The following is a 23,469-nucleotide window of genomic DNA, read 5'->3' as shown; positions in this document are numbered from 1 at the left end:
CCCCTACTCCACGATCCGGCTGTGCTTCTTGGTGTCGCGCATTCCGACATAGACGAGCAGCGACAGGGCGATCATGCCGGTGACGTAGCCGTAGAACCAGGTCTCGTGGCCGGCCTGCTTGAACCACAGGGCGACGTACTCGGCCGTGCCGCCGAACAGGGCGTTGGAGATGGCGTAGGGCAGGGCCACGCCCAGCGCCCGGATCTCGGTCGGGAACATCTCGGCCTTCACCACCGCGTTCACCGCCGTGTAGCCCGAGGTGATCCCCAGCGCGGCCACGAGCAGGAAGAAGGCCGCCATCGGGTCGCTCGCGCCGCCCAACGCGCGCAGGATCGGCCAGGTGAACAGCGTGCCCAGCACCCCGAAGGCGATCAGCACGGGCCGGCGGCCGACCTTGTCGGAGATCGCGCCGACCAGCGGCTGGATCAGCATCATGACCAGCAGGGCCGCGGCGCTGATCTGGCTCGCCTGCTCCTTGCTGAAGCCCGCGGTGTTGGCGAGGAACTTCTGGGCGTAGATCGTGAAGGTGTAGAACGACAGGGTGCCGCCGGCGGTCAGGCCGATCACCGTCAGGCTCTCCTTCGGGTGACGCAGCCACAGCCAGCGCGTGCGGCCCCGCTCCTTGGTCTCGACCGCCTTGTAGGAGTCGGTCTCGTCGATCCCCCGCCGCAGCCAGAACACCGACACGGCCAGCAGCCCGCCGATCACGAACGGCACGCGCCAGCCCCAGGCTTCCAGCTCCGCCTTGGGCAGGATCGCCTGCAGGACCAGCAGCACGCCCAGCGCGGTCAGCTGACCGGAGATCAGCGTCATGTACTGGAAGCTGGACCAGAAGCCGCGCCGGTCGCGGCCGGCCATTTCGCTGAGATAGGTGGAGCTGGTGCCGTACTCGCCGCCCAGACTAAGGCCCTGCACCAGCCGCGCGAGGGTCAGGATCACCGGCGCCGCCACCCCGATGCTCGCATAACCTGGGCAGAAGGCGATGATCAGCGAGCCCAGGCACATCAAGGCCACCGACAGGGTCAGCGACGCCTTGCGCCCGCGCCGGTCGGCGTAGCGGCCCATCAGCCAGGCGCCGACAGGCCGGGCGAGGAAGCCGACGGCGAACACCGCCGCGGCGCTCAGAAGCTGAGCCGTCTGGTCGCCCTTGGGGAAGAACACCCCGGCGAAGTAAAGGGCGAAGGCCGAGTAGGCGTACCAGTCGTACCACTCGACCAGATTGCCGGCCGAGCCGCCGAGGATCGAGCGCAGCCGCCGAAGCCCGCCGCTCTCCGCCGCCGTTCGCTGGAGTTCCGCCGTCGCCATGCGCACGCCCCCCGGATGCATTCCCGGGGAGCCTAGTGTCTTTCGCGCACGGGTGAAACTTGCGGCGCCGCCGGCGCGCAAGACTTACTCCGCCGGAACCTGATCGCCGCGCTTGGACATCAGCTTGTCGAACTCGCCCCAGACGCCTTCGGCGCCGTGCCATTGGCCCTTGGTCGCGGCCTTGGAGTACTCGGTGGCGCGCGCCTCGAAGAAGTTGGCGTGCTCCACGCCCGACAGCAGCGACTGCAGCCAGGGCAGCGGGTTTTCCTTCACGCCGTAGACTTCCGGCAGCTCCAGCTGACGCAGGCGCCAGTCGGCGATGAAGCGGATGTAGGCCTTGATGTCGTCCGGGGTCATGCCCTGCACCGGGCCCTGCTCGAAGGCCAGGTCGATGAACCGGTCCTCAAGGCCGACCACGGTCTTGCACATGTCGACGATGTCGTCGCCCACCGACTTGGTGACCGCGCCGGTCTCCTTGTTGAAGGCGTGATAGAGCTTGATGATGCCTTCGCAGTGCAGGCTCTCGTCGCGCACCGACCAGCTGACGATCTGGCCCATGCCCTTCATCTTGTTGAAGCGCGGGAAGTTCATCAGCATGGCGAAGGACGCGAACAGCTGCAGGCCTTCGGTGAAGCCGCCGAACATGGCCAGGGTGCGGGCGATGTCGGCCGGCGTGTCCATGCCGAAGGTCTGCATGTAGTCGTGCTTCGCCTTCATGGCCTCGTATTCCATGAAGGCGCCGAACTCGGCCTCGGGCATGCCGATGGTTTCGAGCAGCAGGGCGTAGGCCGCGATATGGACGGTCTCCATGTTCGCGAAGGCCGACAGCATCATCTTCACTTCGGTCGGTTTGAACACCCGGCCGTAGCGTTCCATGTAGTTGTCCGCGACTTCCACGTCCGACTGGGTGAAGAAGCGGAAGATCTGGGTGAGCAGGTTGCGCTCGCCGTCGTTCAGCTTCGCCGCCCAGTCCTTGCAGTCCTCGCCCAGCGGCACCTCTTCGGGCAGCCAGTGGACCTGCTGCTGGCGCTTCCAGAACTCGTACGCCCACGGATAGCGGAACGGCTTGTACGAATAGCTCGGGGTCAGCAGACCAGGGGTCGAGGCGGTGACCAGGGCGTTCATGGCGGCGAATCCGATTCGTACGGCGGGACGTGCTAGAGATAACGCCGACCGGACCCGGCCGCTACGGCTCGTGGTGTCACGCCGCCAACCATCAACATCTAGTAGGGGGCTGTGGACAGATGGCCGAGCCGTTGAAGCTTTACAGCGCCAAGGGTTCCGGGTCCGTCGCGGTCGAAGCGGCCCTGACCCTGCTGGGTCGCCCTTACGTAATCGTGGCCGAGGCCCCGACCTGGACGCAGGCCGGACGCGAGGCGGTGCGCCCGGTCAACGCGATGGAGCAGTTGCCGGTGCTGATCACCCCGCAGGGCGAGGTGATGACCGAGAGCGCCGCCATCCTGATCTGGCTGGGCGACCTGCACCCGCAGGCCGGGCTGGCGCCGCCGCCGGACCATCCCGACCGGGGCGCCTACCTGCGCTGGATGGTGTTCGTCCCCGCGGCGATCTACGCCATGTACTACCTGCTCGACGACCCGGCCCGCATGGTCGACGGCGAGGCGGCTCAGCACGAGCTGCGCGAGCGCGCCCTGGAGCGGATCAAGTTCTGCTGGAAGGTGATGGAGGCGCAGGTCGAGCCCGCGCCGTTCGTCTTCGGGCCACAGCTGTCCTTGCTGGACGTCTATCTGACCGTGGTTTCGCGCTGGAACCCGCGCCGCCGCTGGTTCGAGGAAGCCTGCCCGAAGCTGGCCTCGGTCGCGCGGCGAGTGGACGCCCTCCCCGAGCTGCAGGCCCTGTGGGCCGAGCGCATGCCGTTCGAGCCCGGCTGGGAAGGCTAGAGCCTTCCCGCTTCGAACGGCGTCATTCGAAGCGGCGCGAAAGCTCTAGATTCTTGGAGTTGGAGCGCGATGGCCGCCGAAACCGGCGTCCACTTTCGGCTATCGCGCTCTAGATCGCGAACTGGATCCGCGCCTGCAGGATGTCGGCGATCTGGTCGTCGTCGTTGAAATCCGGGTCCGCCACCGCGTTGATGTACTCGAACATGAAGCGGATCTTGCTCGTCCGCCACCAGGTCACGCCGACCGAGGCGTCGCGCTCGACCCCGCCGCTGACGGTCTTGTCGGTGAGGTCGATCATGCTGTAGCGGGCGCGGATCTCCCAGGCGCCCTTGCTGGTCTTCGGCGTCACCGGGCCGAACAGGCCCGCGCTCTTGCTGTAGCGGCGCTCCTCGCCGGTCGGGATCCAGCTGCCCTCGACGTACCAGCCGTCGAAGTCCGGATCGGGCCGGTTCTCGCGGTCCAGCATCATGCGCACGTACTGGCCCTGGGCCATCAGATTGCCGCGGCGCCAGGCGGCCTCCAGGCTGACGTTCACGAACTCGTTCACGCCGCGCAGATTGCCGGTGTTCACGAAGCGCACCGGCGACTGGAAGGCCTCGGGCTTGGAGTCGATGCGGAAACCGCTGCCGGCGTCGAGGAAGCGCCACTCCAACCCCACGCCGAAGTGCAGGATCTGGTTTGCGGCCAGGTCAGGGTCGTAGGTGAACCGCCCCACCAGGCTGTCGCCGTTGGTCCCGCGCGCGTCGACGTCGGAATCGATCGGATCGTTGAAGGCGCCGAAGGTGGCGGTCCAGTTGCGCCCGTAGGCCCCCAGCTCGCCGCCGACCGTGTAGCCCGGCGCGAAGGCTTGGGGCAGGGCCCGCTCCAGGAACATGATATTGTTGGAGCTCTGCAGGTCTTCCATGCTGAACGCGGGGATGAACTGGCCCAGCCGGACGTCGACCGTGTCGGCCACCTGGTAGCTGGCCCAGACGTTGTTCCAGTCCCCGTCGTCGGTGAACTCGTAGTCGACCCGGACGCGGACCTTGTCGCCGAGCTGGCCGGCCAGCTCCAGGCGGGCGCGGCGCACGTCGGCGTTGTCGACGAACTCCTCCTCGTCCTCGAACAGCATTCCGTCCAGGTGCAGGCGTCCGCCCAGTTCGAACTCAGCGGCGCCGTTCGCGAGGGACAGGGTCAGCCCGTCCTGGCCGAAGCCGAACCCGTCCTCGGCCCGCGCCGCCCCGGCCATGGCGCAGGTCGACGTCAGGACGAGCGCCACCCACCCTGATCTGCGTCCCCCGGCCATGTCCCCTCTCCTCCCGCGCGCGGCTCAGGCTGAGACGTGCAACGCTTCGAACTCGAACAGGCCGAACACTTGTTCCCCGAGCCCCCACCGCGTCGCCGCCGCCGTGAACGAATGGTCGGCGCCGGGCAGCTCGGTGAAGCTGAACCTCCCCCCGTCCAGGCCGCGGCCTTCCGAGGCGGCGCGCATGGCCTCGATCCAGCGCCGGCCGCGCTCGACGCGGTTGCGGCCCTGCAGGCGGTCCAGCCGCTTCGATTTGCGCAGCGCCGGGTCGCGGTCGACATCGCGGGCGCCGACGATCACGTGCGCGGGGACCCGCAGGAACCGCTCCGGCTCGAACCGCAGCTCCGCGGAGCCGCCCTCGAGGCCGAGCCCCCACGGATAGCGCAGGGACGGATCCGGCGCGGTGTACCAGCCGGCCGCCCCGACCACGGCCGCCGCCACCCGCTCCGGCCAGGCCATGGCGAAGCGGTGTACGAACTGGCCGCCCCCGGAAAAGCCGAACATGTGGAGCCGCCCGGCGTCCGCGCCGGTGATCCGGGCCGCCTCGTCGGCGATGGCGTGCAGCATCAGGTCCGCGCGCAGCAGCCCAGTCCCGCCCGGCAGCAGCTGCTGGTACTGGCCGAACCGGTCCCGCCGGAACAGCGGGGCGACCAGCACGCAGCCGGTCCGCTCGGCCCAGTCCCGGAAGCGGAAGGCGTGCTCGACCGCGTTGCGGGCGATGCCGTGGACGCTGACCACCATCGGGGCGTCACGCGCGGGGGCGGTGCGCGGTACGTAGAGGAAGTATTCGACCTGCGGGTGCTGCGGCAGGCTCTGCTGGACCACCTTGCCGACCGGCGCGCGCAGGCGGCGGGGCGCGGCGAGCGCATTCACGGGGATCGGGTGCACGGTCACGGCTCGACGGCTCCTGCCAGGGGGACGACGTTGGAGGCGGGGATGGCGGACGGCTTGGCTTTGGCCTTCGCCCTGGTCTCGCCCTTGGCCTTGATCTCGACCAGCCGCCCGGCCTCGAGGCGCCAGACGACGTCGGCGCGCGCCAGCCAGCTGGGGCGCTGGGTGACCATCAGCACGGTGCCGGGATAGCCCTCCAGGGCGGCGGCGATCGCCTCGGCAACCGGCTCGTCCAGATTGGCGTCGGCCTCGTCGAGCAGCAGCAGGCGCGGGCGGCCCAGCAGGGCGCGGGCCAGCAGCACGCGCTGGCGTTCGCCCAGCGACAGATTGCGCCCGCGGTCGGCGACGGCGAACCGCTCGCCCTTCGGCAGGCGGGCGATAAGCTGATCCACCCCGCACAGGGCCGCCACCCGCTCGACCTCCTCGCGCGATACGCCGGGGGCGCGATAGCGCAGGTTCTCTCCCAGACTGCCGCGCAGCAGCGGAACGTCGGCCCCGACCAGGGCGACGGCGGAGCGCAGCGAGCGGGTGGTCACCCGGCGCAGGTCGCGGCCGTCCAGACGCACGCAGCCGGAGTCTGGATCCATCAGCCGCGTGGCCAGGGCCAGCAGGGTCGACTTGCCCGCGCCGTTCGGACCGACCAGGGCCACCACCGAGCCGGCCGGCACACGGGCGCTGAGCCGGCGGAACACCCGACGCATCGAGACCTTGCGGAACTCCAGCTCGCCGCGGCCGGGCGCAAGCGGACGCGCCCGGCGGGCCTGGGAGACCAGCGGGCCGGCGGCCAGCAGGCCGGCGACCTTCTCGCGGCAGACCCGGGCCGCGTGCCACAGTTCGAACACCCGCCCGCAGCCGTGCACGGCCGGCGTCAGCAAGCCCATAAGGCTCATCGCCGCCACCACCGAACCGGGGGTCGTGCGCCCGCCGGTGACCTCAAGGACGCCGACGGCCAGGACGGCGAAGCTGGCCAGACCCATGGTCAGCTGACTGACCGCGCGCATGCGTCCGGCCGCCCGCGCCCGGCCCAGCGCGGCGGCTCTGAGGCCGGCGGTCTGGCGGGCCAGACGGCGCACTTCGCGGCGGCGCCCGCCCATCACGCGGACTGCGCGCATGGCCACCACCCGCTCGGCGACGAAGGCGGACAGCCGCGCGCGCCGTCGCCGGGCCAGGCGCACGGCCCGGTCCAGCGGCTTGTTCAGGGGAACCGACAGGGCCGCGCCGACGCCCAGGCCCGCGCCGGCCGCCAGAGCGATCGGCCAGTTCAGCACGCCCAGCGCCGCCAGGGCGGCGACCACCGTCACGCCGGCGACCGTCACCTTGGCCAGGCCGTAGCTGACCCACTGCTTGAGGGCGGCGAGGTCGCCGACGAAGCGCAGCAGCACCTCGCCGTCGCTGCGCCGCTCCAGCGCGAAGGGCGACAGCTTGGTCAGCCGGTCGAACAGAGCGGCGCGCAGGTCGGCGGTGTAGTCGAAGCCCAGCTTCTCCGCGTCGACCCGTTCACGCACCCGCAGCCACGCGCCGAACGCGATCGCGGCCACGAAACCGATGGCCAGCGGCCACAGCCCGGCGGCCGCCGAGGAGGAGCCGGCCACCACGCGGTCGAAGCCGGCGCGCACGCACATGGCGCCGCTCGCGGCCGCGGCCGCCTGGCCGAGGCCGTTGGCGACCAGCGCGGCGAACACGCCGCGCCGGCGGCCTTTCAAAACAGACAGCGTCGACATGCGCTCAGGCGGTCAGGGCGGCGACGCCGATCGGTTCGGCCCGCGGGCGCAGCACCAGGCCCGGCGCCACCTCGGGATCGGACAGCTCCTGGCTGGTCAGCACGGCCGCGCCGGTGGCGGCGACCGCCTCGCGCGCGGCCAGCGGGGAAGCGCTGAGCAGGCCGGTGACGCCGACCACCGGCAGGCCGCGCCTGCGCAGCCAGTCGACCCCGTGCGCCGCCCCCGCCGCCTCGCCGGCGGCGAACAGCACCGCGTCGACCCGTTCGGTGAAGGCCGGGGCCGACAACAGGGCGGCGGTCTCGGCCTGGAACAGGCCGTCGGCGATCTCGATCACCGCCGCGTCCACCTCGGCCGCCGCCAGGTGGTCCAGCAGGGCCGTCGCCACGCGCACAAGTTCAGCCTCCGGCACCTTGAAGGTGGAGGCGTGGCCGAGGTCGGTGAAGTCCATGGCCGGCCTGGCGCCCGCGTCGACCATGGCCCACAGGTCGCCGCCCGAGCCGGTGCCGGTGACCTTGGCCGCGCCGACCCGCAGGCCCGCGCGCTTGAGGCCGCGGATCAGGCAGGCGGCGGTGGTGGTCTTGCCGGCGTTCATGGAGGTGCCGGCGACCACGATCACGGTCGGCCGGCCGCCCGGGGCCGGGGTGGAGACGGCCCAGCGGGCCAGGTTGAGCGGCCGGCCCTCGGAGTCGGCCAGCAGGCCGCAGGGCGCGATGCGGGTGGGCGCGCCGACCTGGCGATGGCGCTTCAGCACCCGTCCCGCCAGGCCGCCGCCGGCGATCAGGTCGCAGGGGCCGAGATTGGAAGGGACCTCGGCCTCGAACTGGTCGGGGGCGTAGCGGGCGCCGTAGGCGACGACGATCTCGTCGCCCTCGTAGAGGCGACTGCGCCGGCCGTCGGGAAGCTCCAGCCGCGCGTGGTGGCCGACCTGCTCGACGCGGGCCAGCACGAGGTCGCCCGCCGCCGGGCGGACGCCGGCGACCAGCAGGCCGCGCGTTTCGGCTAGCATGGCCCGCCGGGTGGCGAACGACTGCTTCGCCTCGCCCAGGCGTGTCAGGTCCAGCGGACTTGTCATGGGTCTTGGACGACGACGGCGGTCCTTAACGGTTCGAGCCTCGTCGCGCACCAGCCGACCGACGTCGGCGATCTGCCCCTCGGCAATCATTGAACAGCCCTCTTTTTTGTCGCTCACGCTGTGCTCGTGAGGGAACCGCGGAGCCCCGTCGAAGCGGGATTCCCAACGGTCGGAAGGCCTGTTTTCACCTGCCCCCGCCTGCGGTTTCCGAGGGCTGAGACAAGCCAGCGGGGGTGTTTGTTCCTAGGTCCCGCTTCGTCGTTCGGCCGCCTCAGAGACGTAGCGTTAAGGCCCGGGCATGCCTAAAGTGCGCGCACGAGAATGATGGCGCACAAACAAAAACTCGGGAGGGAATTTTGCGCAGCACAGTAATGTCGGCCCTGGCCGTCGCCGTCCTGGCGCTCGGCTCGGCCGGACCGGGCTTCGCCCAGGACGCCAAACCGGAGGCCGCCGCCAAGGCCAAGCCGGATCGCCTGCCGGCCGACGCCAGCGTCCATGAGACGGTGAAGCTTCTGAACGGCAAGTCCGTGGCCTACACCGCCACCGCCGGCAGCCTGCCGGTGAAGGACGCCGAAGGTAACGTGATCGGCGAGGTCGCCTTCACCGCCTTCACCCAGGACGGGCCGCGCTCGCCCGACCGCCCGGTGACCTTCGCCTTCAACGGCGGCCCCGGCGCGGCCTCCGTGTACCTGGATCTCGGCCTGATCGGCCCGAAGACCGTTCCGTTCGGCGCCCAGGGTCAGTTCCCCTCGTCGGCGACGCGGGTGTCGGACAATCCGCAGACCTGGCTCGAGTTCACCGACCTGGTGTTCATCGACCCGATCGGCACCGGCTTCTCGCGCTCCTACGTCTCCGAGGACAAGACCAAGAAGGCGTTCTACGGCACCGAGCAGGACATCAAGTACCTGTCGCGGATCGTCTACGACTGGCTGCTCAAGAACCAGCGCATGGGCTCGCCCAAGTACCTGGTCGGCGAGAGCTACGGCGGCTTCCGCCTGCCGCGCCTGGCCTACACCCTGCAGAGCGACCTGGGCGTCGGCATCTGGGGCATGACCCTGGTGTCGCCGCGTCTCGACTATCACGCCAACGGCGGCCGCGACCTGTCGCCGATGGTCTGGGCCAGCACCCTGCCGTCGATGGCCGCGGCCAAGCGCGAGCGCGACGGCGCCGTCCTGACCGCAGCCGACATGACCGACGTCGAGGAATACGCCCGTAGCGAATACACGGTGGATCTGCTGCGCGGCGCGCGCGACGCCGCCGCGGTCGATCGCGTCTCCAAGCGGGTGGCCGCCTACACCGGTCTCGACCCGGCGCTGGTCCAGCGCATGGGCGGGCGGATCGACCTGCAGACCTTCGTGCGCGAGTTCCAGCGCGACAAGGGCGTCCTGGCCAGCCGCTACGACGTGAACGTCACGGCCTATGACCCCTTCCCGTGGTCGGCCCAGAACCGCGCCGGCGACCCGATCCTGGAGGGCATCATCGCGCCGACGACCAGCGCCATGGTCGACTACGTCACCCGCCAGATCGGCTGGAAGGTGGACGGGACCTATGAGGCGCTGAGCAACGAGGTGAACCGGATGTGGGAGCGCAACGACACCGCCGAGTCGTCGACCGCCCTGCGCCAGGCCCTGGCCCTGGATCCCAGCATGAAGGTGCTGATCGTCCACGGCTTCACCGACATCCAGACGCCCTACTTCCAGAGCCGGCTGATCATCGACCAGATCCCCGTGATGGGCGCCAAGGACCAGATTCAGCTGAAGGTCTATCCGGGCGGCCACATGTTCTACAGCCGTCCCGACAGCCGCGCCGCCCTGCGCCGCGACGTGCAGGCCGTCTACCGCTAAGGCCTCAAACAGGGCCACGAGCCGAGCCTCCGCTTCGCGAGAAGCGGAGGCTTTCGTGCTTCTGGAGGAGACGTGAGGGCCGGGTCAGCGGCCGAGCTTGGCCACGGCCGTGCGGGCGAGCTCCTGGACCCGGCCCCAGTCCCCGGCGTCCATCAGCTCGTCGGGCGCGAGCCAGGAGCCGCCGACGCACTGCACGTTCGGCAGGGCCAGGTAGCGGGCCGCGTTCTCGATGTTGACGCCGCCGGTCGGGCAGAACTTGGCCTGCGGCAGCGGGCCGGACAGGCCCTTCAGCAGGGCCGCGCCGCCGGCCGCCTCGGCCGGGAACAGCTTGAAACGGGTGTAGCCCTGCTCCAGCCCGGCCATCAGCTCCGAGGCCGTGGCGATGCCGGGCAGCAGCGGGATCGCGCTCTTGAGCCCCGCCTGCAGCAGCGGCGTGGTCGCCCCGGGCGAGACTGCGAAGACCGCGCCGGCGTCGGCCGACGCCTTCAGGTCGGCCGCGGTCAGGCAGGTGCCGGAGCCGACCACCGCGCCCTCGACCTTCGCGGCGGCGCGGATGCTGTCCAGCGCGGCGGGCGTGCGCAGGGTGATCTCCACCGCGCGAATGCCGCCGGCGACCAACGCCCGGGTCAGCGGCTCGGCGTGGGCGGCGTCGCGGATGGTGACCACGGCGATCACCGGCGACAGGGTCATGATTTCGTCGAGCTGCACGGCGGCCTCCTGCATCGGCGACGCCGCGACGGGGAGGTCGCAGGCACGCGTCGTCGTGGGGTGAGGTCCCCTTCTAGCGTGGGAGACCGCCGGTCCGAAAGCGGAAGCGCCGACGCGCCCCTATCAGGCCTTGGCCACCCGGTCGGTGACCTCCCACAGGCCGTCGATCACCGACTTCAGCACCGGCGTGGTCTCGTAGCCGGCGGTCAGCAGGAAGCGCAGGGCGCGCACGTGCACCTCGACCCCGGCCCACTCCCACTCGCCGCGCGAGCGCAGCCGGTCGGCCAGTTCGCACAGGCTCCAGGACGCGTCGCACAGGGGCTGGGCCCCGAACAGGCCGGCGATGTCGAGAATCTCGGCCGACAGGTCGTAGATGCGGTCGGGCGTCGTGGTGTCGCGCTCGGCGCCGGCCGCGGCCTCCAGCTTCACGACGGTGCGCTCGATGGCCGTCATGGCCCCGGCGCGGTGCGCCTCCAGGGCCGTGCCGGCGCGGCTCAGCGCCTGCTCGACGGTCAGGCCGCCGGCCCGGCGCATCTGGGCGCTCAGCCGGTGCTTCACCGGGATGATCTTCACGACGCTCATCGAGGGGCCTTGGCGGGCTTAAGCAACAGGTCGATTTCGGCCTGGGCCATGTTGGGGTCGATGGCCTCGCCGACTTCGAAGGGCAGGTCGTCGCGCCGGCGCGGCGCGATCCCGATCGGCGGACCCGCGTTCTTGAACCGGCGGTCCGGGCCGGCGTAGGCGTCGCACACGACGAAGGGCCGCTCCTCGCGCGCCACCCAGACGATCCGCTCCAGCAGGACGGCCGGGGTGATCGGCTTGGAGACCACGAAGCTGGCCCCGCAGTCGCGACTTTTCTCGATCTTCGACTGCGCGGGGTGGCCCGTGACCATGATCGTCGGCGTGAAGGCGGCCGGGCGCAGGTCGCTGCGCCGCAGCCAGCGGACGAAGTCGTAGCCGTCCATCTCCGGCATGGAGCAGTCGATCACGATCAGGTCGAGCTGGGTGGTCTTGACGATGTCCACCGCCTCGAGCGCGGAGCCGCACTTGATCTGCTGCTTGACCCCGAAGCCCTGGAACACCGAGCCCATGATGTCGAGGGCCTGGGGATTGTCGTCGACCAGCAGGACGACAGATTGATCCAGGTTGATCCTTAGCCGCGCCGGCAGGCCGAAATCACTCACCGCGGGGCTCAGAACAGGTCCAGGTCGCCGGCCCGTGCGCCGTCGCCGGAAGAGGCCGCTTCGCCGCCGCAGGCCGCCGAAAGCCGCGCCGCCAGGTCGGCCAGCGGCACCGCGCGCAGGGCCTCGGCCGGGGCCACCACGCCCTCGGCGCGATCGGCCAGGCGGCCGGCGAAGGCCGCCAGCGCCGCCAGGTGCTGGGTCAGGGCGTCGACCGCCTGGGCCTCCTGCATGGCGATCTTCAGCTCCTCGCCCTCGCAGGTGCGCACCAGCCGCTCGACCAGGTCGCCGAGCCGCTCGCACATCTCGCCGGCGCGCACCGTCTCGACCGCCAGGGCCTGCAGGGCCGCGGCGGCGCTGACCTGGGTTTCGTCCTCGCGGGCGTGCGGCGGGCGCATCAGAACAGCTCCACCGCGCCGTGGTCGACGACCGGAGCCGGAACGGGCGCGCGCACGACCTCGGGCTGGTCGGTGACCGCCTTCTGCTGGGCCCGGCCGGACACCGGCCAGAACTGCACCCGGCGCGCGCCCGAGCCGCCCAGGCTGGAGCCCACCACCGGGATGCCTTCGTCGCGGAGGAATTTCTCGGCGAAGGCGGCGTTGGCGCCGCCCACGTCGGTCAGGCCGTCGAACATGCGTCCGCCGCCGAACAGCTTCGCCTCCAGCCGCTCGCGGCGGCCGCCCCGGCGCAGGATGTCGTTGATCAGCAGTTCCATGGCGTGCGCGCCGTAGCGCTGGGCCACGCCGCCGTCCTTGACCCCGTCCGGCAACAGGAAGTGGTTCATGCCGCCGATCCCGGCCACGGGATCACGCAGGCACGCGGCCACGCAGCTGCCGAGAATGGTGGTCAGAACCACCTCGGGATCGCTGGTGACGTGCTGCTCGCCCTGCACGACATGAATGCGTTTGCCGGCCCGAGCGGCGCTCTGGGCGGCGGCGGTTGCGGTCATGTCAGTTGTCCGAACACGGCCTCGATCTTCTCCTTCAGGGTTTGCACCGTGAAGGGTTTCACGAGGTAGTTGTTGACGCCGTACTGCACCGCGCGCTGCACCAGCTCACGGTCGGCCCGGCCCGTCAGCATGATGAAGGCCGTGGTCTTCGTCGGCGGATGCGAACGGATGGCGCGCAGCAGGCCCAGGCCGTCCAGCTTGGGCATGTTGTAATCGGAGATCACCAGGTGCACCGGCTTGCTGATGATCTCGCGCAGGGCCTCCTCGCCGTCGGCGCATTCGCGCGTGTCGGTGATGCCCAGCTGTTGCAGGCCGGTGCGCACCAGCGAACGCATGGTCAGCTGGTCGTCGACGATCAAGGTTCGGATCGAAGAAGCTGCGGGCATTACTGGTCCCTCCCCGGCGCAGCCGCCGAGCACAAGTCGAGAATTGCCGGGCCGATACGGCCCAGCGGGAGTTGCTTTTCCACCGCGCCCAGCTCGAAGGCCGCGCGCGGCATGCCGTAGACGACACAGCTGGCCTCGTCCTGGCCGATCGTGCGCGCGCCTTTTTCCTTCAGGGCCAGCAGCCCCTGCGCGCCGTCTCGGCCCATGCCGGTCAAGAGCGCGGCGACGACGCGCGGGCCGTGCTTGGCCGCGGAATTGAACATCACGTCCACCGACGGACGGTGTCCGTTGACCGGGTCGGCCGGCACCAGACGGCAGCGCGGATGCGCGCCGGAGGTGATCTCCAGGTGGGTGTGGCCGCCCGGGGCCAGATAGACCCGTCCGGTCTCCAGGGGCGCGCCCTCCACCGCCTCGGTCACGTGCGCGGCCGAGGCGCGGTCCAGGCGCTGGGCGAAGCTCTTGGTGAAGGTCGCCGGCATGTGCTGGGTGATGACCGTCGGCGGGCAGTTCTCCGGGAAGGCGGAGATCACCGTCAGCAGGGCCTCGACCCCGCCGGTGGAGGAGCCGATCGCGACGATCTTGTCGCCGCCGGAATAGCCTTCGCGCTTCTCGACCACCGGCGCGCTGCCCAGCGGGCGCACGCGAGCCCGGGCGGCCGCCTTCACCTTCATGGCCAGATCGCCGAACGCCTCGGCGGCGGTCACGCCGGCGCCCGGCTTGCCGACGCAGTCCACCGCGCCGATTTCCAGCGCCGCCAGGGTCACTTCGGCCCCGGCCTGGGTCAGGGTCGAGACCATGACCACCGGGGTCGGGCGCAGGCGCATGATCTTCTCAAGGAAGGTCAGGCCGTCCATGTTCGGCATCTCGACGTCGAGGGTGACGACGTCGGGGTTGAGCCGCTTGATCGCGTCGCGCGCCTCCAACGGATCGTTGGCGAAGCCCACGACCTCGATGTCGGTGTCGCGCCGCAGGGTGGCGGCGATCAGGCTGCGCATGGTGGCGGAGTCGTCGACCACCAGGACGGAGATGCGGCTCATCGCGCGCCTCCCAGCCGGTAGGTGGTCAGGCCGCAGGTCTCGAGCCGGCCGGCCGCCGGGCCGGTGACCCGTTCGGAGTGGCCGATGTACAGCGTAGCCCCCGGCGTCATCACCGGGATGAAGCGCGACCACACCCGCTCCTGGGTGGTTTCGTCGAAGTAGATCACCACGTTGCGGCAGAACACGACGTCGAAGCGGCCCTTCATGGGCCAGTCTCCGATCAGGTTGAGTTCGCGGAAGGCGACCAGTTCGCGCAGCTCGGGCGCGACCTCCCAGCGGCGGTCGCCGCCGTGGGGCGCCTTGCGGAACCAGCGCCCGCGCAGGTTCAGCGGCACCGGCTCGACATGGTCCTCTCGATAGAGGCCGTCGCGGCCCTCGGCGACCATGTTGGGGTCGATGTCGGTCGCCAGGATCTTCACGTCGTGATCCAGCGCGTCCGGCATGGCCTCCAGCACGGTCAGGGCCATGGAATAGGGCTCCTGGCCGCTGGAGCAGGCCGCCGACCACAGGCGCACGCGTCCGCCCTGGCGCGCCCGCTCGGCCAGCTTCGGCATGACCTCGTCGCGCAGGTGCTCGAAGTGGTGCGGCTCGCGGAAGAAGCGGGTCACGTTGGTGGTCAACGCCGCCATCATGGCCTGGCGCTCGTCCAGGCCCTCGCGGCCCTGCACCAGGTCGCAGTAGTCGCGGAAGCTCTTCAGCCCCAGCGAGCGCAGACGTTTGGCCAGCCGCGAATAGACCAGGGCCGCCTTGGCCTCGGTCAAGGCGATCCCGGCATGCGAATGCAGGATCGACGCGATCTGACGGAAGTCGTCGTCGGTGAAGGCGAACTCGCCCTCGACGATGGGACGCTTGCGGGATCGGTCGCCGGTGTCGGCGACGAAGCTCATGCGGCCTCCGCCTCCTGCTCCGGCAGCACCTTGTCCAGCGCGATCAGGCTGACCATGCGGCCCTCGACCGCGAACAGGCCCTTCACGAAGGTCTTCACCTGGTCGCAGGCGACGTCCGGGGTCGGCTGCACCTGATCGTCGGTAAGCTCGATGATGTCCGACACCGCGTCGACCAGCAGGCCGACGGTGCGCTCGCCGATGCGCACGACCATGATGACGTGGCGGGCGGTCGGCTCGGCGGTCTTCAGGCCGAGGCGCGCGCCCAGGTCTACGATCGGCAGGACCGCGCCGCGCAGGTTGATCACGCCCTTCATGAAGGCGGGCGAGCGCGGCAGCGGCGTGGCCGGGGTCCAGCCGCGGATCTCGCGCACGGACATGATGTCCACGCAGAACTCCTGCTCGCCGATGCGGAAGGAGATCAGTTCACGACGCGCGCCGGCGCCGGTGGTGACGACTTCGGTCATGGTCATCCTGCCATTCGCTTTTCGGTACGCGCCGGCTTGCGCCGGGTGGAGACGAGGGCGTCGACGTCGAGGATCAGGGCCACGCGGCCGTCGCCCAGGATGGTCGCGGCAGCCACGCCCTCGACCTGCTGGTAGTTGGACTCCAAGCTCTTGATGACGACCTGGCGCTGGCCCTGGATGGAGTCGACCAAGAGGGCCGCCTTGCCCCCCGCCTCGCTCTCGATCAGCACGGCCACGCCCGTGGCGGCCGGGATCGGCTCGTCGCGGAAGCCCAGCGCCACGCCGACGTCGACCAGCGGCACGAAGGTGTCGCGCACGCGGATCACCGCGTCGCGGCCGCCCACCAGGTGGACGTCCTCGGCCTTGGGCGTCAGGCTCTCGACGATGGTGGTCAGCGGGGTGACCAGGGTCTGGCCGGCGGCGGTGACCACCATGCCGTCCAGCACCGCGAGCGTCAGCGGCAGGCTCAGGGTGAACTTGGAGCCCTGGCCGGGCACGCTCGAGATCGAGATGCGGCCGCCCAGCGCGCCGATCGAGCGCTTGACCACGTCCATGCCCACGCCGCGGCCGGAGATGTCCGAGACCGTGTCGGCGGTCGAGAAGCCGGGCAGGAAGATCAGGTTGTCGACCTCGTCGTCGGTCAGGATCGCATCCTCGGCGATGAGGCCCTTGTCGACGGCGATCTTGCGCACGCGCGGCCGGTTGATGCCGCGCCCGTCGTCCTGGACCTCGATGATGATCCGTCCCGAGCGGTGCAGGGCCGCCAGGCGCACCACGCCCTCGGCCGGCTTCCCGGCGGCGGCGCGCTCGTCGGGCGTCTCCAGCCCGTGGTCGATGGCGTTGCGCAGCATGTGGGTGATCGGGTCGGACAGCCGCTCGATCACCGTCTTGTCGACCTCGGTGCCCTCGCCCTCGGTGACCAGGCGGACCTTCTTGCCGGTCATGTCGGCGACTTCGCGGACCAGGCGCGGCATGCGCTGGAACACCGACTTCACCGGCTGGGCGCGGATGGCCATGACGCTGTCCTGGATCTCGCGCGTCAGTTGCTCGAGGTCCTCCAGGCCGACGGCCACGTTGGACGAGCGGGCCAGGCCGCTCTCGCCCACGCGCTGGGACAGCATGGCCTGCTGGATCACCAGCTCGCCAACCAGGTCGATCAGGCGATCGACGCGCTCCAGGTCCACGCGGATGGTCGCCTGGACCGGCGCGGCCGGGCCCTTGGTCTCGTTGGCGGCGGCCGGCGCCGCCGGCTTCGGCGCGGGCTTCGCCACCGGCGCGGCCGCCGGTGCCGGCGTGTCGACCGGACCGGCGGCCTGGGCCTTGGCGATCAGGGCGGCGATGTCGAATTCGACCGGATCGGCGGCCGGCGCGGAAGCCACGGCAGGCTCAAGGGGCGGCAGCTCGGCGATCGAGGCGGGCGCAAAATCCAGCGGCGGCAGGTCCAGAACCGGCAGGTCCAGGGCGGGCAGGTCGGGCAGGGCCGGCGCGGACGCGGCGTCGGCGCGCACGATCTCCAGGTCGCAGTCGCCCTCGACCCACTCGAACACTTCGCGGACGGCCGCCTCGTCGACCTCGCCGGTCAGGCGCACGGTCCAGCCGAGATAAGCCTGCTCGGCGGCCATCTGGTCCAGCGGCGGCAGGTTCGACGCGTCCAGCTCGACCTCGGTCTCGCCGAGGCGCGCCAGTTCGCGCAGCAGCAGGCCGGACTCGTTGGCCTTCAGGTACATGTCCGCCCGCGGACGGAAGGTCACACGCCAGACGTCGCCGGCCGCAGCCGCGGGCGCGTCGAGGTCGGGCAAGGCGATCGGGCCGGGCAGCAGGGCGTCGAGGTCGGGCAGGCCGGCCGGGGCGTCGAAGTCGGCAAGGGCCACCTGCATGGGCTGGAACACCAGCCCGTCGATCTCGGCGTCGTCCTCGCCGGCCGCGCCCAGCGCGTCGCCGCCGATCCAGCCTTCCAGCTCCTCGACCAGGGCGGCGCTACGGCCGGCGTCGACCTCGGGACCGCCGCGGGCCGCGCCAACATGGTCGGACAGCACGTCGGCGGCGCGCAGCAGGGATTTGACGACCTCCTCGCGGACCTCCATCCGGCCCGAGCGCAGCTCGTCCATCAGGGTCTCGAACACGTGGGCGAAGCGCACCAGGGCGTCCAGCCCGAAGGCCCCGGCGCCGCCCTTCACCGAGTGGACCGCGCGGAACACCGCGTTGATCGTCTCGGGATCGGCGTCGCCGCCTTCCATGGCCAGCAGACCCGTCTCCAGGTCGGCGAGCAGCTCCTCGCACTCCTGGAAGAAGGTGGCCTTGATGCTTTCGAAGGCGTCCACGGACGAAACCCCGCTCGGCGTTCAGATCAGGCGGCGACGCGACGGACGGCGTCGACCAGCTTTTCCGGGTTGAAGGGCTTCACGATCCAGCCGGTGGCGCCGGCCTGACGGGCGCGCTCCTTCTTGGCCGGGTCGCTCTCGGTGGTCAGCACCAGGATCGGGGTCGAGCGGTGCTTGGGGTCCGAGCGCACGCCCTCGATGAAGCCGAAGCCGTCCAGCCGGGGCATGTTGATGTCGGTGATGACCACGTCGGCGCCTTCCAGCGCCAAGGTCTCCAGCCCGTCCACGCCGTCCACGGCCTGGATCACGCGGTAGCCCGCCTCGACCAGCGCCAGCTGCAGCATGTCGCGCATGGTGCGGGAGTCGTCGACGGTCAGAACGGTCTTCGTCACGAAATCACCCCTTCGGGTTCGAATTGCAATTCAGGGTTTCCGAACAGGGCCAGCTGGTCGGCGAACTCGGTGGACACCTGGCCGAGGACGAAGGCGCGCCCCTCCTCGGCCCAGGCCGCGCGGGCGGCCAGCAGCACCTGCAGGCAGAGCCCGCCCAGCCGCGTGACCCGCGAAGCGTCGAGCGTCACCGCCCGGCCCCGCAGCAGCATCAGCGACTGGCGCAGCGGTTCCGCCGCGTTGAGGTCGAGCACCGGCGCGAGCGGCAGCACGGCGGACTCGGAGGTGGAAAGCGACATCGGTTAACCCTGACTCTGGGCCGTGTTCCGTTTCTGGACGCCACGTCGATAACGAAGGATTACCGCCGCCGAGATTTGGCGCCCCGGACCGGGTCGGCTCAGAACTCCTCCCAGCTGTCCGCCTCGGGCCGGTGCGCCAGGGCGGCGCCGCCGCGGCCGGTGTGCTTGAGGGCGGGACGCGTAGCGTGCGCCGCCGCCGGCCGGGCGCGGGCCGGGGCGTAGCCGCGCGCTTCGCGCTCGCCGATGCGGAAGCGGCCGACCGACCCGGCCAGGCTTTCAGCCTCCTGGGCCAGGGTGTGGCTGGCGGCCGTGGATTCCTCGACCATGGCGGCGTTCTGCTGGGTGACCTGGTCCATCTGGTTCACCGCCGTGTTGACCTGCTGCAGGCCGGTGGCCTGTTCCTGGGCCGAGGCGGCGATCTCGCCGACCAGGGCGTCGATCTCGGCCACCCGGCCGACGATGCGCGACAGCGCCTCGCCGGTCTGGCCGACCAGGGTGACGCCCGAACCCACCTGCTCGGAGCTGGCCGAGATCAGGGTCTTGATCTCCTTGGCGGCCGCGGCGGAGCGCTGGGCCAGGGCGCGCACTTCCGAGGCCACGACCGCGAAGCCCTTGCCGGCGTCGCCGGCGCGGGCGGCTTCCACGCCGGCGTTGAGCGCCAGCAGGTTGGTCTGGAAAGCGATCTCGTCGATGACGCCGATGATCTGGCTGATCTGGCGCGCCGACTGCTCGATCTCGCCCATGGCCGAGACGGCCTGACGCACGACCTTGCCGCTGGTCTCGGCGTCGCCGCGCGCGGCGGCGACCGCGTCGGCGGCCTGGCGGGCGCCCTGGGCGGTGCGCTTCACCGTGGCGGTTATCTCGTCCAGGGCCGCGGCGGTCTCCTGCAGGCTGGCGGCCTGCTGCTCTGTGCGGCGCGACAACTCGTCGGCGGTGCCGGAGATCTCGCCGGCGCCATTGCGCACGCCGTCGACATTGCCGGCCACCCCGATCATCGCCGACTGCAGCTGCTCGATGGCTTCGTTGAAGTCGGCCTTCAGCTGAGCGTAATCGGCCGGGAAGGACTGGGTGACGCGGTAGGTCAGGTCGCCCTGGGACAGCCGCGACAGCGCCTCGGCCAGGGCGGCGACGGTGGCCTGCTGCTCGCGCTGGGCCGCCTCGCGGGCCTCTTCGGCCGCCCGCCGCTGCTCGTCGATCGCCTCGATGTAGGTCGAAATGGCCAGGTCCATGTCCAGCAGGGCGGCGCGCATCACGGCCGAGACGGTGTCGGCCTGCCGGACCGTGTCCTTGCCTTTCCCGAACATCCCTTTGCTCTTGCCGTCGGCCAGCAGGGCGCGGATCAGGCGGTCGACCACGACCGCGTAGCCGCCGATGTACCACTGCGGTTCCAGCCCGATGCGGGCGTGGGTCTGTCCGATGACCTGGGCCCGGCGGGCGTATTCGGCGTCGAAGCGGGCGTGGGCGATGGTGCGCCAGTGCTGGGCCTGACGGGCGCGGGCGCCGGCCATCTGCCCCTCGCTCGCGAAGAACCGGGCCGTCGCCGGCGTAGCCCGCACGCGGTCGTAGAAGGCCGCCATGGCCGCGTCGATCTCCCGTTCGATCACCGGCGCCGCGTCGCGCAGCGCCGCGCGGCTGGCGTCGTCGAACTCCATGAAGTTCAGGCGATCGTGGACATTGACGGGCTTGGACATGCTGATGCTCGGCGAAACGCGCTCACGGCGAACGTGAGTAAGGCGTATTGCGGCCTTGCCGTGTGGTTAACGTCCGGCTGCCGGGGCGAACCGCGCCGACCCAGGGCAGGTCGGGCGCCCCGCAAATCCGTCGCGGCCAAGGGGTCCCCGGCCGTCAACTCCGTAAAGATCCTGAAGCCTTGCGGCCCACGTCACCGGCCCAACGCGGCTCAGAATTCGGCCTTGAGGGTGACGACGACGCGCGGGTCGGCGGCCGCGCCCAGGTCGTTCGCGTCGGCGGCCCAGCCCCGCAGGTCAAGCGACACCCGCTCGGTCATGGACCAGGTGAGGCCCAAGTTTACGACGACATAGGCGTCCTCGCCCTCGACGGTCTGGCGCGCGACGCCGCCCCCAAGCCCGAGCCGGTCCGAGATTTCCCACCCGCCGACGACCTCGACATAGGTCGCCTCGCCGCCGCCGAAATAGGCCGGAGCCCACGCCAAGGCCGCCCCGAACGTGGCCGGCCCGATCTCGCGCTCCGCCGACAGCCGGGCTTCCAGGTAGTCGTAGTCGGCGCCGGCCGGCTTGTCGGGGTAGGCGTAGAGGGCGGCGCCGACATCCCAGCTCAGGCCGAAGGCTTCAGGGCGCCAGCCGGCGTAGAGGTCGACCTCGGCCGAAGTCGGATCGCCGCCGCCGAAGTCGACGTTGGAGGCCCAGGCGCCGGCGTACCAGGCATCCCCCTCGAGGTCCGCGCCGGCGAACGCCTGCGGGGCGCCGTCGGTCTGGCTGACCCCGCGATAGACGTAGTCGCTGGCGGCCCCGAGGTTGACGCTCAGTTCCGGCGCGCGCGCCAAAGCCGCCCCGGCCCAAAGACCGAGCGCCGACGTCAGAATGAGCGCGAACAGCCCCCGCGCGAACATTCGAGCGCCCCTGCCCGCAACGTTCTCCCGGTCCGACCTTAGCCAGACCGACGTTCTGCGGGCAAAGCAAAACGGCCGCGCCCTTTCGAGCGCGGCCGTCCTGAAGTCTGAAAGCGGCCAGGCGCTTATTGCTTGGTCCAGCGGTCCAGCCAGCCCAGCACGGTGTCGTGCCACTGCACCGAGTTCTGGGGCTTCAGCACCCAGTGGTTCTCGTTCTCGAAGTACAGGAACTCGCTGGGGATCTCCTTGCTCTGCAGAGCGGTGAAGGTGCCCAGGCCCTGTTCGAGCGGGATACGGAAGTCCTGGCCGCCCTGGACCACCAGCATCGGCTTGTTCCAGGCCGCCACGTGGTTGACCGGGTTGAAGCGCTCGTAGCCCTCCGGGTTCTGCCAGGGCATGCCGCCGTTCTCCCACTCGGTGAACCACAGCTCCTCGGAGGCGTAGCCCATCATGCGCTGATCGAAGACGCCGTCGTGGTTGACCAGGCACTTCCAGGGGCCGGACCAGTTGCCGGCGATCCAGTTGACCATGAAGCCGCCGTAGGAGCCGCCGAGCGCGCAGGCGCGGTCGCCGTCCAGGAACGAGTACTTCGACAGGGCCGCGGACCAGCCCTTCTGGAGGTCTTCCAGCGGGCGGTCGCCCCAGTGCTTGCTGATCGAGTCGGTGAAGGCCTGGCCGTAGCCGGTCGAGCCGTGGAAATCGATCATCACCACCGCATAGCCCGCACCGGCGTAGGTCTGGGCGTTCCAGCGGTAGTGGAACAGGTTGCCGAAGCTGCCCTGCGGGCCGCCGTGGATCAGGAAGGCGACCGGGTACTTCTCGCCTTCCTTGTAGTTGGCCGGCTTCACGACGTAGCCGTAGACGGTCTCGCCGTTCCAGCCGGCGAAGCTGAACTGCTCGGGCTGGCCCATGGCGACGCCCGCCAGCTTGTCGGCGTTGACGTTGGTCAGCTGGGTGGCCTTGCCGCCCTTCTTCAGCGGCATGGTGAACAGCTGGGCCGGCTTGGTCAGGTCGTCCTGGACATAGACCAGGTTCTGGCCCGAGACCTGGAAGCCCGACACGTGGCCCGGGCCGGTCACCGGCGTGACCTTGTCGGTCTTCACGTCGATGGCGAAGACGCGGGTCTGGCCGACGTCGCCGGCGAGCACATACAGGGTCTTGCCGTCCGCCGACCACTTCAGGTCGTCGGCCGAACGGTCCCAACCGGCCGCCACTTCGCGCTCGGTCTTGGTGGTCTCGTCCCACAGCATGATGTGGAAGCGGTCAGCCTCGAAGCCCGGACGCTTCATGGCGCGGTAGGCCGCCAGCTTGCCGTCCGGCGACATCACCATGCCGGCGTCCCAGGCCGGGTTATGGGCGGTCAGGTCCTTCGGCGCGGCCGAACCGTCCACCGGCACGGACCACAGGTCGAAATTGGTGCTCCACGGCTCGGTCTTGCCGGCCACCCGGGCCGAGAACCAGACCTCCTTGGAATCCGGCGAGAAGCCGTAGTCGGCGTCGTCGCCGAACGGCTTGGTCGGCGCGTCGCCGTCGAAGCCCTTCATCAGCGCCACGGGCTCGCCGGTCGCCACGCCCGCGGCGTCCAGGCTGAGCGAGTAAAGGTGGTTCTGGGTGCCGTCCGCCCAGGTGTCCCAGTGGCGCACGAACAGCTTGTCGTAGAGAACGCCGGTCGCCTTCGACGCCGCCTTCTCGGCGGTGCGGTCGGTCGTGCACTTCAGGGTGTCGCAGTCCGGGAAGACGGCCAGGCCGACCACCATGGTCTTGCCGTCCGGGCTCGTGCGGAAGGCCTGGACGTCGATCGGCAGGTTGGTGACCTGCACGGCGTTCGCGCCAGTCGCGTCGGTCTTCCAGACCTGCATCGAGCCCGAGCGCGCCGACAGGAAGTAGATCGACTTGCCGTCGGCCGACCAACGCGGCGACAGCGCGCCGCCGTCCGAGGCGCCCATGCGGGCCGGCTGGGCGCCCTTGGCCTTCAGGTCGACGATCCAGAGCGAATTGACGCCCTTGTTCTTCTCCCAGTCGGTCTGCCGCAGCGAATAGACGGCGAAGCGGCCGTCCGGCGACACCTGCGGATCGGAGATCCGCTCCAGCATCACCATGTCCTTGGCGGTGAAGCCGCGCCCGTCGGCGGCGGAAGCCGCGCCCGCGGACAGGGCGAGGGCGGAAACGGCCGCGCCGGCGAGAAGCGCCAGGGCGGACTTACGGAACGACTTGGTCATCGATGGTCCCGATGCGGATTATA

Annotated in this window: 23 protein-coding genes; 2 read left to right on the top strand and 21 right to left on the bottom strand. The window is 70.6% G+C overall.

The genetic code is table 11. From position 1 onward, the window contains the following. Positions 1-3: 3 nt before the first annotated feature. A complete protein-coding gene (locus H8B08_RS07710; RefSeq protein WP_187449614.1) occupies positions 4-1,305 on the bottom strand; it encodes an MFS transporter in 1,302 nt (433 codons plus the stop codon). Between the two features lie 84 nt (positions 1,306-1,389). Beyond that, positions 1,390-2,430, bottom strand: coding sequence for a ribonucleotide-diphosphate reductase subunit beta (locus tag H8B08_RS07705; protein WP_187449613.1), 1,041 nt, complete (start codon positions 2,428-2,430; stop codon positions 1,390-1,392). 119 nt (positions 2,431-2,549) lie between these two features. Here H8B08_RS07705 and H8B08_RS07700 point away from each other — a divergent pair, with 119 nt between their 5' ends. After that, positions 2,550-3,203, top strand: coding sequence for a glutathione S-transferase family protein (locus tag H8B08_RS07700; protein ID WP_187449612.1), 654 nt, complete (start codon positions 2,550-2,552; stop codon positions 3,201-3,203). A gap of 109 nt (positions 3,204-3,312) precedes the next feature. Here H8B08_RS07700 and H8B08_RS07695 read toward each other — a convergent pair whose 3' ends face one another. From H8B08_RS07695 to H8B08_RS07680, 4 genes are read right to left on the bottom strand one after another with little or no spacing between them, the layout of a single operon-like run. After that, a complete protein-coding gene (locus H8B08_RS07695) occupies positions 3,313-4,488 on the bottom strand; it encodes an OprO/OprP family phosphate-selective porin (protein WP_187449611.1) in 1,176 nt (391 codons plus the stop codon). 24 nt (positions 4,489-4,512) lie between these two features. Next, entirely contained in the window at positions 4,513-5,382 is an 870-nt protein-coding gene (locus H8B08_RS07690) for a hypothetical protein (RefSeq protein ID WP_187449610.1), read from the bottom strand. Next, on the bottom strand, positions 5,379-7,100 hold the full coding sequence (locus H8B08_RS07685; RefSeq protein WP_187449609.1) for an ABC transporter ATP-binding protein: 1,722 nt from the start codon (positions 7,098-7,100) through the stop codon (positions 5,379-5,381). Before H8B08_RS07685 ends, H8B08_RS07690 begins: the two co-directional genes overlap by 4 nt. Positions 7,101-7,104: 4 nt before the next feature. Beyond that, on the bottom strand, positions 7,105-8,262 hold the full coding sequence (locus tag H8B08_RS07680; protein ID WP_255500717.1) for a DUF1611 domain-containing protein: 1,158 nt from the start codon (positions 8,260-8,262) through the stop codon (positions 7,105-7,107). Positions 8,263-8,528: 266 nt separating this feature from the next. Here H8B08_RS07680 and H8B08_RS07675 point away from each other — a divergent pair, with 266 nt between their 5' ends. Next, positions 8,529-10,016, top strand: a complete 1,488-nt coding sequence (locus tag H8B08_RS07675; protein ID WP_255500716.1) for a S10 family peptidase — start codon at positions 8,529-8,531, stop codon at positions 10,014-10,016. An 84-nt stretch (positions 10,017-10,100) separates the two neighbouring features. On the opposite strand, the gene eda is transcribed toward H8B08_RS07675, so the two are convergent. The 15 genes from eda to H8B08_RS07600 all read right to left on the bottom strand — a co-directional run bounded on the left by eda (position 10,101) and on the right by H8B08_RS07600 (position 23,446). Next, positions 10,101-10,724: a bifunctional 4-hydroxy-2-oxoglutarate aldolase/2-dehydro-3-deoxy-phosphogluconate aldolase gene (eda, locus tag H8B08_RS07670; RefSeq protein WP_370545437.1), complete on the bottom strand. Its 624-nt coding sequence runs from the start codon at positions 10,722-10,724 to the stop codon at positions 10,101-10,103. 123 nt (positions 10,725-10,847) lie between these two features. Next, on the bottom strand, positions 10,848-11,306 hold the full coding sequence (locus H8B08_RS07665; RefSeq protein ID WP_187449607.1) for a hypothetical protein: 459 nt from the start codon (positions 11,304-11,306) through the stop codon (positions 10,848-10,850). Further along, complete coding sequence (locus tag H8B08_RS07660; protein ID WP_187449606.1) at positions 11,303-11,908, bottom strand: response regulator; 606 nt, start codon at positions 11,906-11,908, stop codon at positions 11,303-11,305. The genes H8B08_RS07665 and H8B08_RS07660 overlap by 4 nt, the downstream gene beginning before the upstream one ends. Positions 11,909-11,916: 8 nt before the next feature. Next, on the bottom strand, positions 11,917-12,303 hold the full coding sequence (locus H8B08_RS07655; protein WP_187449605.1) for a hypothetical protein: 387 nt from the start codon (positions 12,301-12,303) through the stop codon (positions 11,917-11,919). Further along, positions 12,303-12,854: a chemotaxis protein CheD gene (locus H8B08_RS07650; RefSeq protein ID WP_187449604.1), complete on the bottom strand. Its 552-nt coding sequence runs from the start codon at positions 12,852-12,854 to the stop codon at positions 12,303-12,305. Before H8B08_RS07650 ends, H8B08_RS07655 begins: the two co-directional genes overlap by 1 nt. Then, positions 12,851-13,240 (bottom strand): response regulator, encoded by a 390-nt coding sequence (locus H8B08_RS07645; RefSeq protein WP_187449603.1) that lies wholly within the window; start codon positions 13,238-13,240, stop codon positions 12,851-12,853. Before H8B08_RS07645 ends, H8B08_RS07650 begins: the two co-directional genes overlap by 4 nt. Further along, positions 13,240-14,277 carry a chemotaxis response regulator protein-glutamate methylesterase gene (locus H8B08_RS07640; protein ID WP_187449602.1) on the bottom strand — a complete coding sequence of 346 codons (1,038 nt, stop codon included), beginning with the start codon at positions 14,275-14,277 and terminating at the stop codon, positions 13,240-13,242. The genes H8B08_RS07645 and H8B08_RS07640 overlap by 1 nt, the downstream gene beginning before the upstream one ends. After that, positions 14,274-15,164: a protein-glutamate O-methyltransferase CheR gene (locus H8B08_RS07635; protein ID WP_187449601.1), complete on the bottom strand. Its 891-nt coding sequence runs from the start codon at positions 15,162-15,164 to the stop codon at positions 14,274-14,276. The genes H8B08_RS07640 and H8B08_RS07635 overlap by 4 nt, the downstream gene beginning before the upstream one ends. Beyond that, the gene (locus H8B08_RS07630) at positions 15,161-15,628 is read right to left on the bottom strand and encodes a chemotaxis protein CheW (protein ID WP_187449675.1); all 468 of its coding nucleotides are present in this window, start codon (positions 15,626-15,628) and stop codon (positions 15,161-15,163) included. The genes H8B08_RS07635 and H8B08_RS07630 overlap by 4 nt, the downstream gene beginning before the upstream one ends. 2 nt (positions 15,629-15,630) lie before the next feature. Beyond that, on the bottom strand, positions 15,631-17,949 hold the full coding sequence (locus tag H8B08_RS07625; protein ID WP_187449600.1) for a chemotaxis protein CheA: 2,319 nt from the start codon (positions 17,947-17,949) through the stop codon (positions 15,631-15,633). A 26-nt stretch (positions 17,950-17,975) separates the two neighbouring features. Then, positions 17,976-18,341, bottom strand: coding sequence for a response regulator (locus H8B08_RS07620; RefSeq protein ID WP_163263636.1), 366 nt, complete (start codon positions 18,339-18,341; stop codon positions 17,976-17,978). Beyond that, positions 18,338-18,637: an STAS domain-containing protein gene (locus tag H8B08_RS07615; protein ID WP_187449599.1), complete on the bottom strand. Its 300-nt coding sequence runs from the start codon at positions 18,635-18,637 to the stop codon at positions 18,338-18,340. Before H8B08_RS07615 ends, H8B08_RS07620 begins: the two co-directional genes overlap by 4 nt. Before the next feature lie 98 nt (positions 18,638-18,735). Then, positions 18,736-20,328 carry a methyl-accepting chemotaxis protein gene (locus tag H8B08_RS07610; RefSeq protein ID WP_187449598.1) on the bottom strand — a complete coding sequence of 531 codons (1,593 nt, stop codon included), beginning with the start codon at positions 20,326-20,328 and terminating at the stop codon, positions 18,736-18,738. Positions 20,329-20,537: 209 nt separating this feature from the next. After that, positions 20,538-21,227 carry a TorF family putative porin gene (locus H8B08_RS07605; RefSeq protein WP_187449597.1) on the bottom strand — a complete coding sequence of 230 codons (690 nt, stop codon included), beginning with the start codon at positions 21,225-21,227 and terminating at the stop codon, positions 20,538-20,540. Between the two features lie 125 nt (positions 21,228-21,352). Next, complete coding sequence (locus tag H8B08_RS07600; RefSeq protein ID WP_187449596.1) at positions 21,353-23,446, bottom strand: S9 family peptidase; 2,094 nt, start codon at positions 23,444-23,446, stop codon at positions 21,353-21,355. Between the last annotated feature and the right edge of the window lie 23 nt (positions 23,447-23,469).

It is taken from the genome of Caulobacter sp. 17J80-11 (assembly GCF_014349105.1).
Classification (GTDB): Bacteria; Pseudomonadota; Alphaproteobacteria; order Caulobacterales; family Caulobacteraceae; genus 17J80-11.
This window is presented reverse-complemented; position numbering and strand designations above follow the sequence as displayed.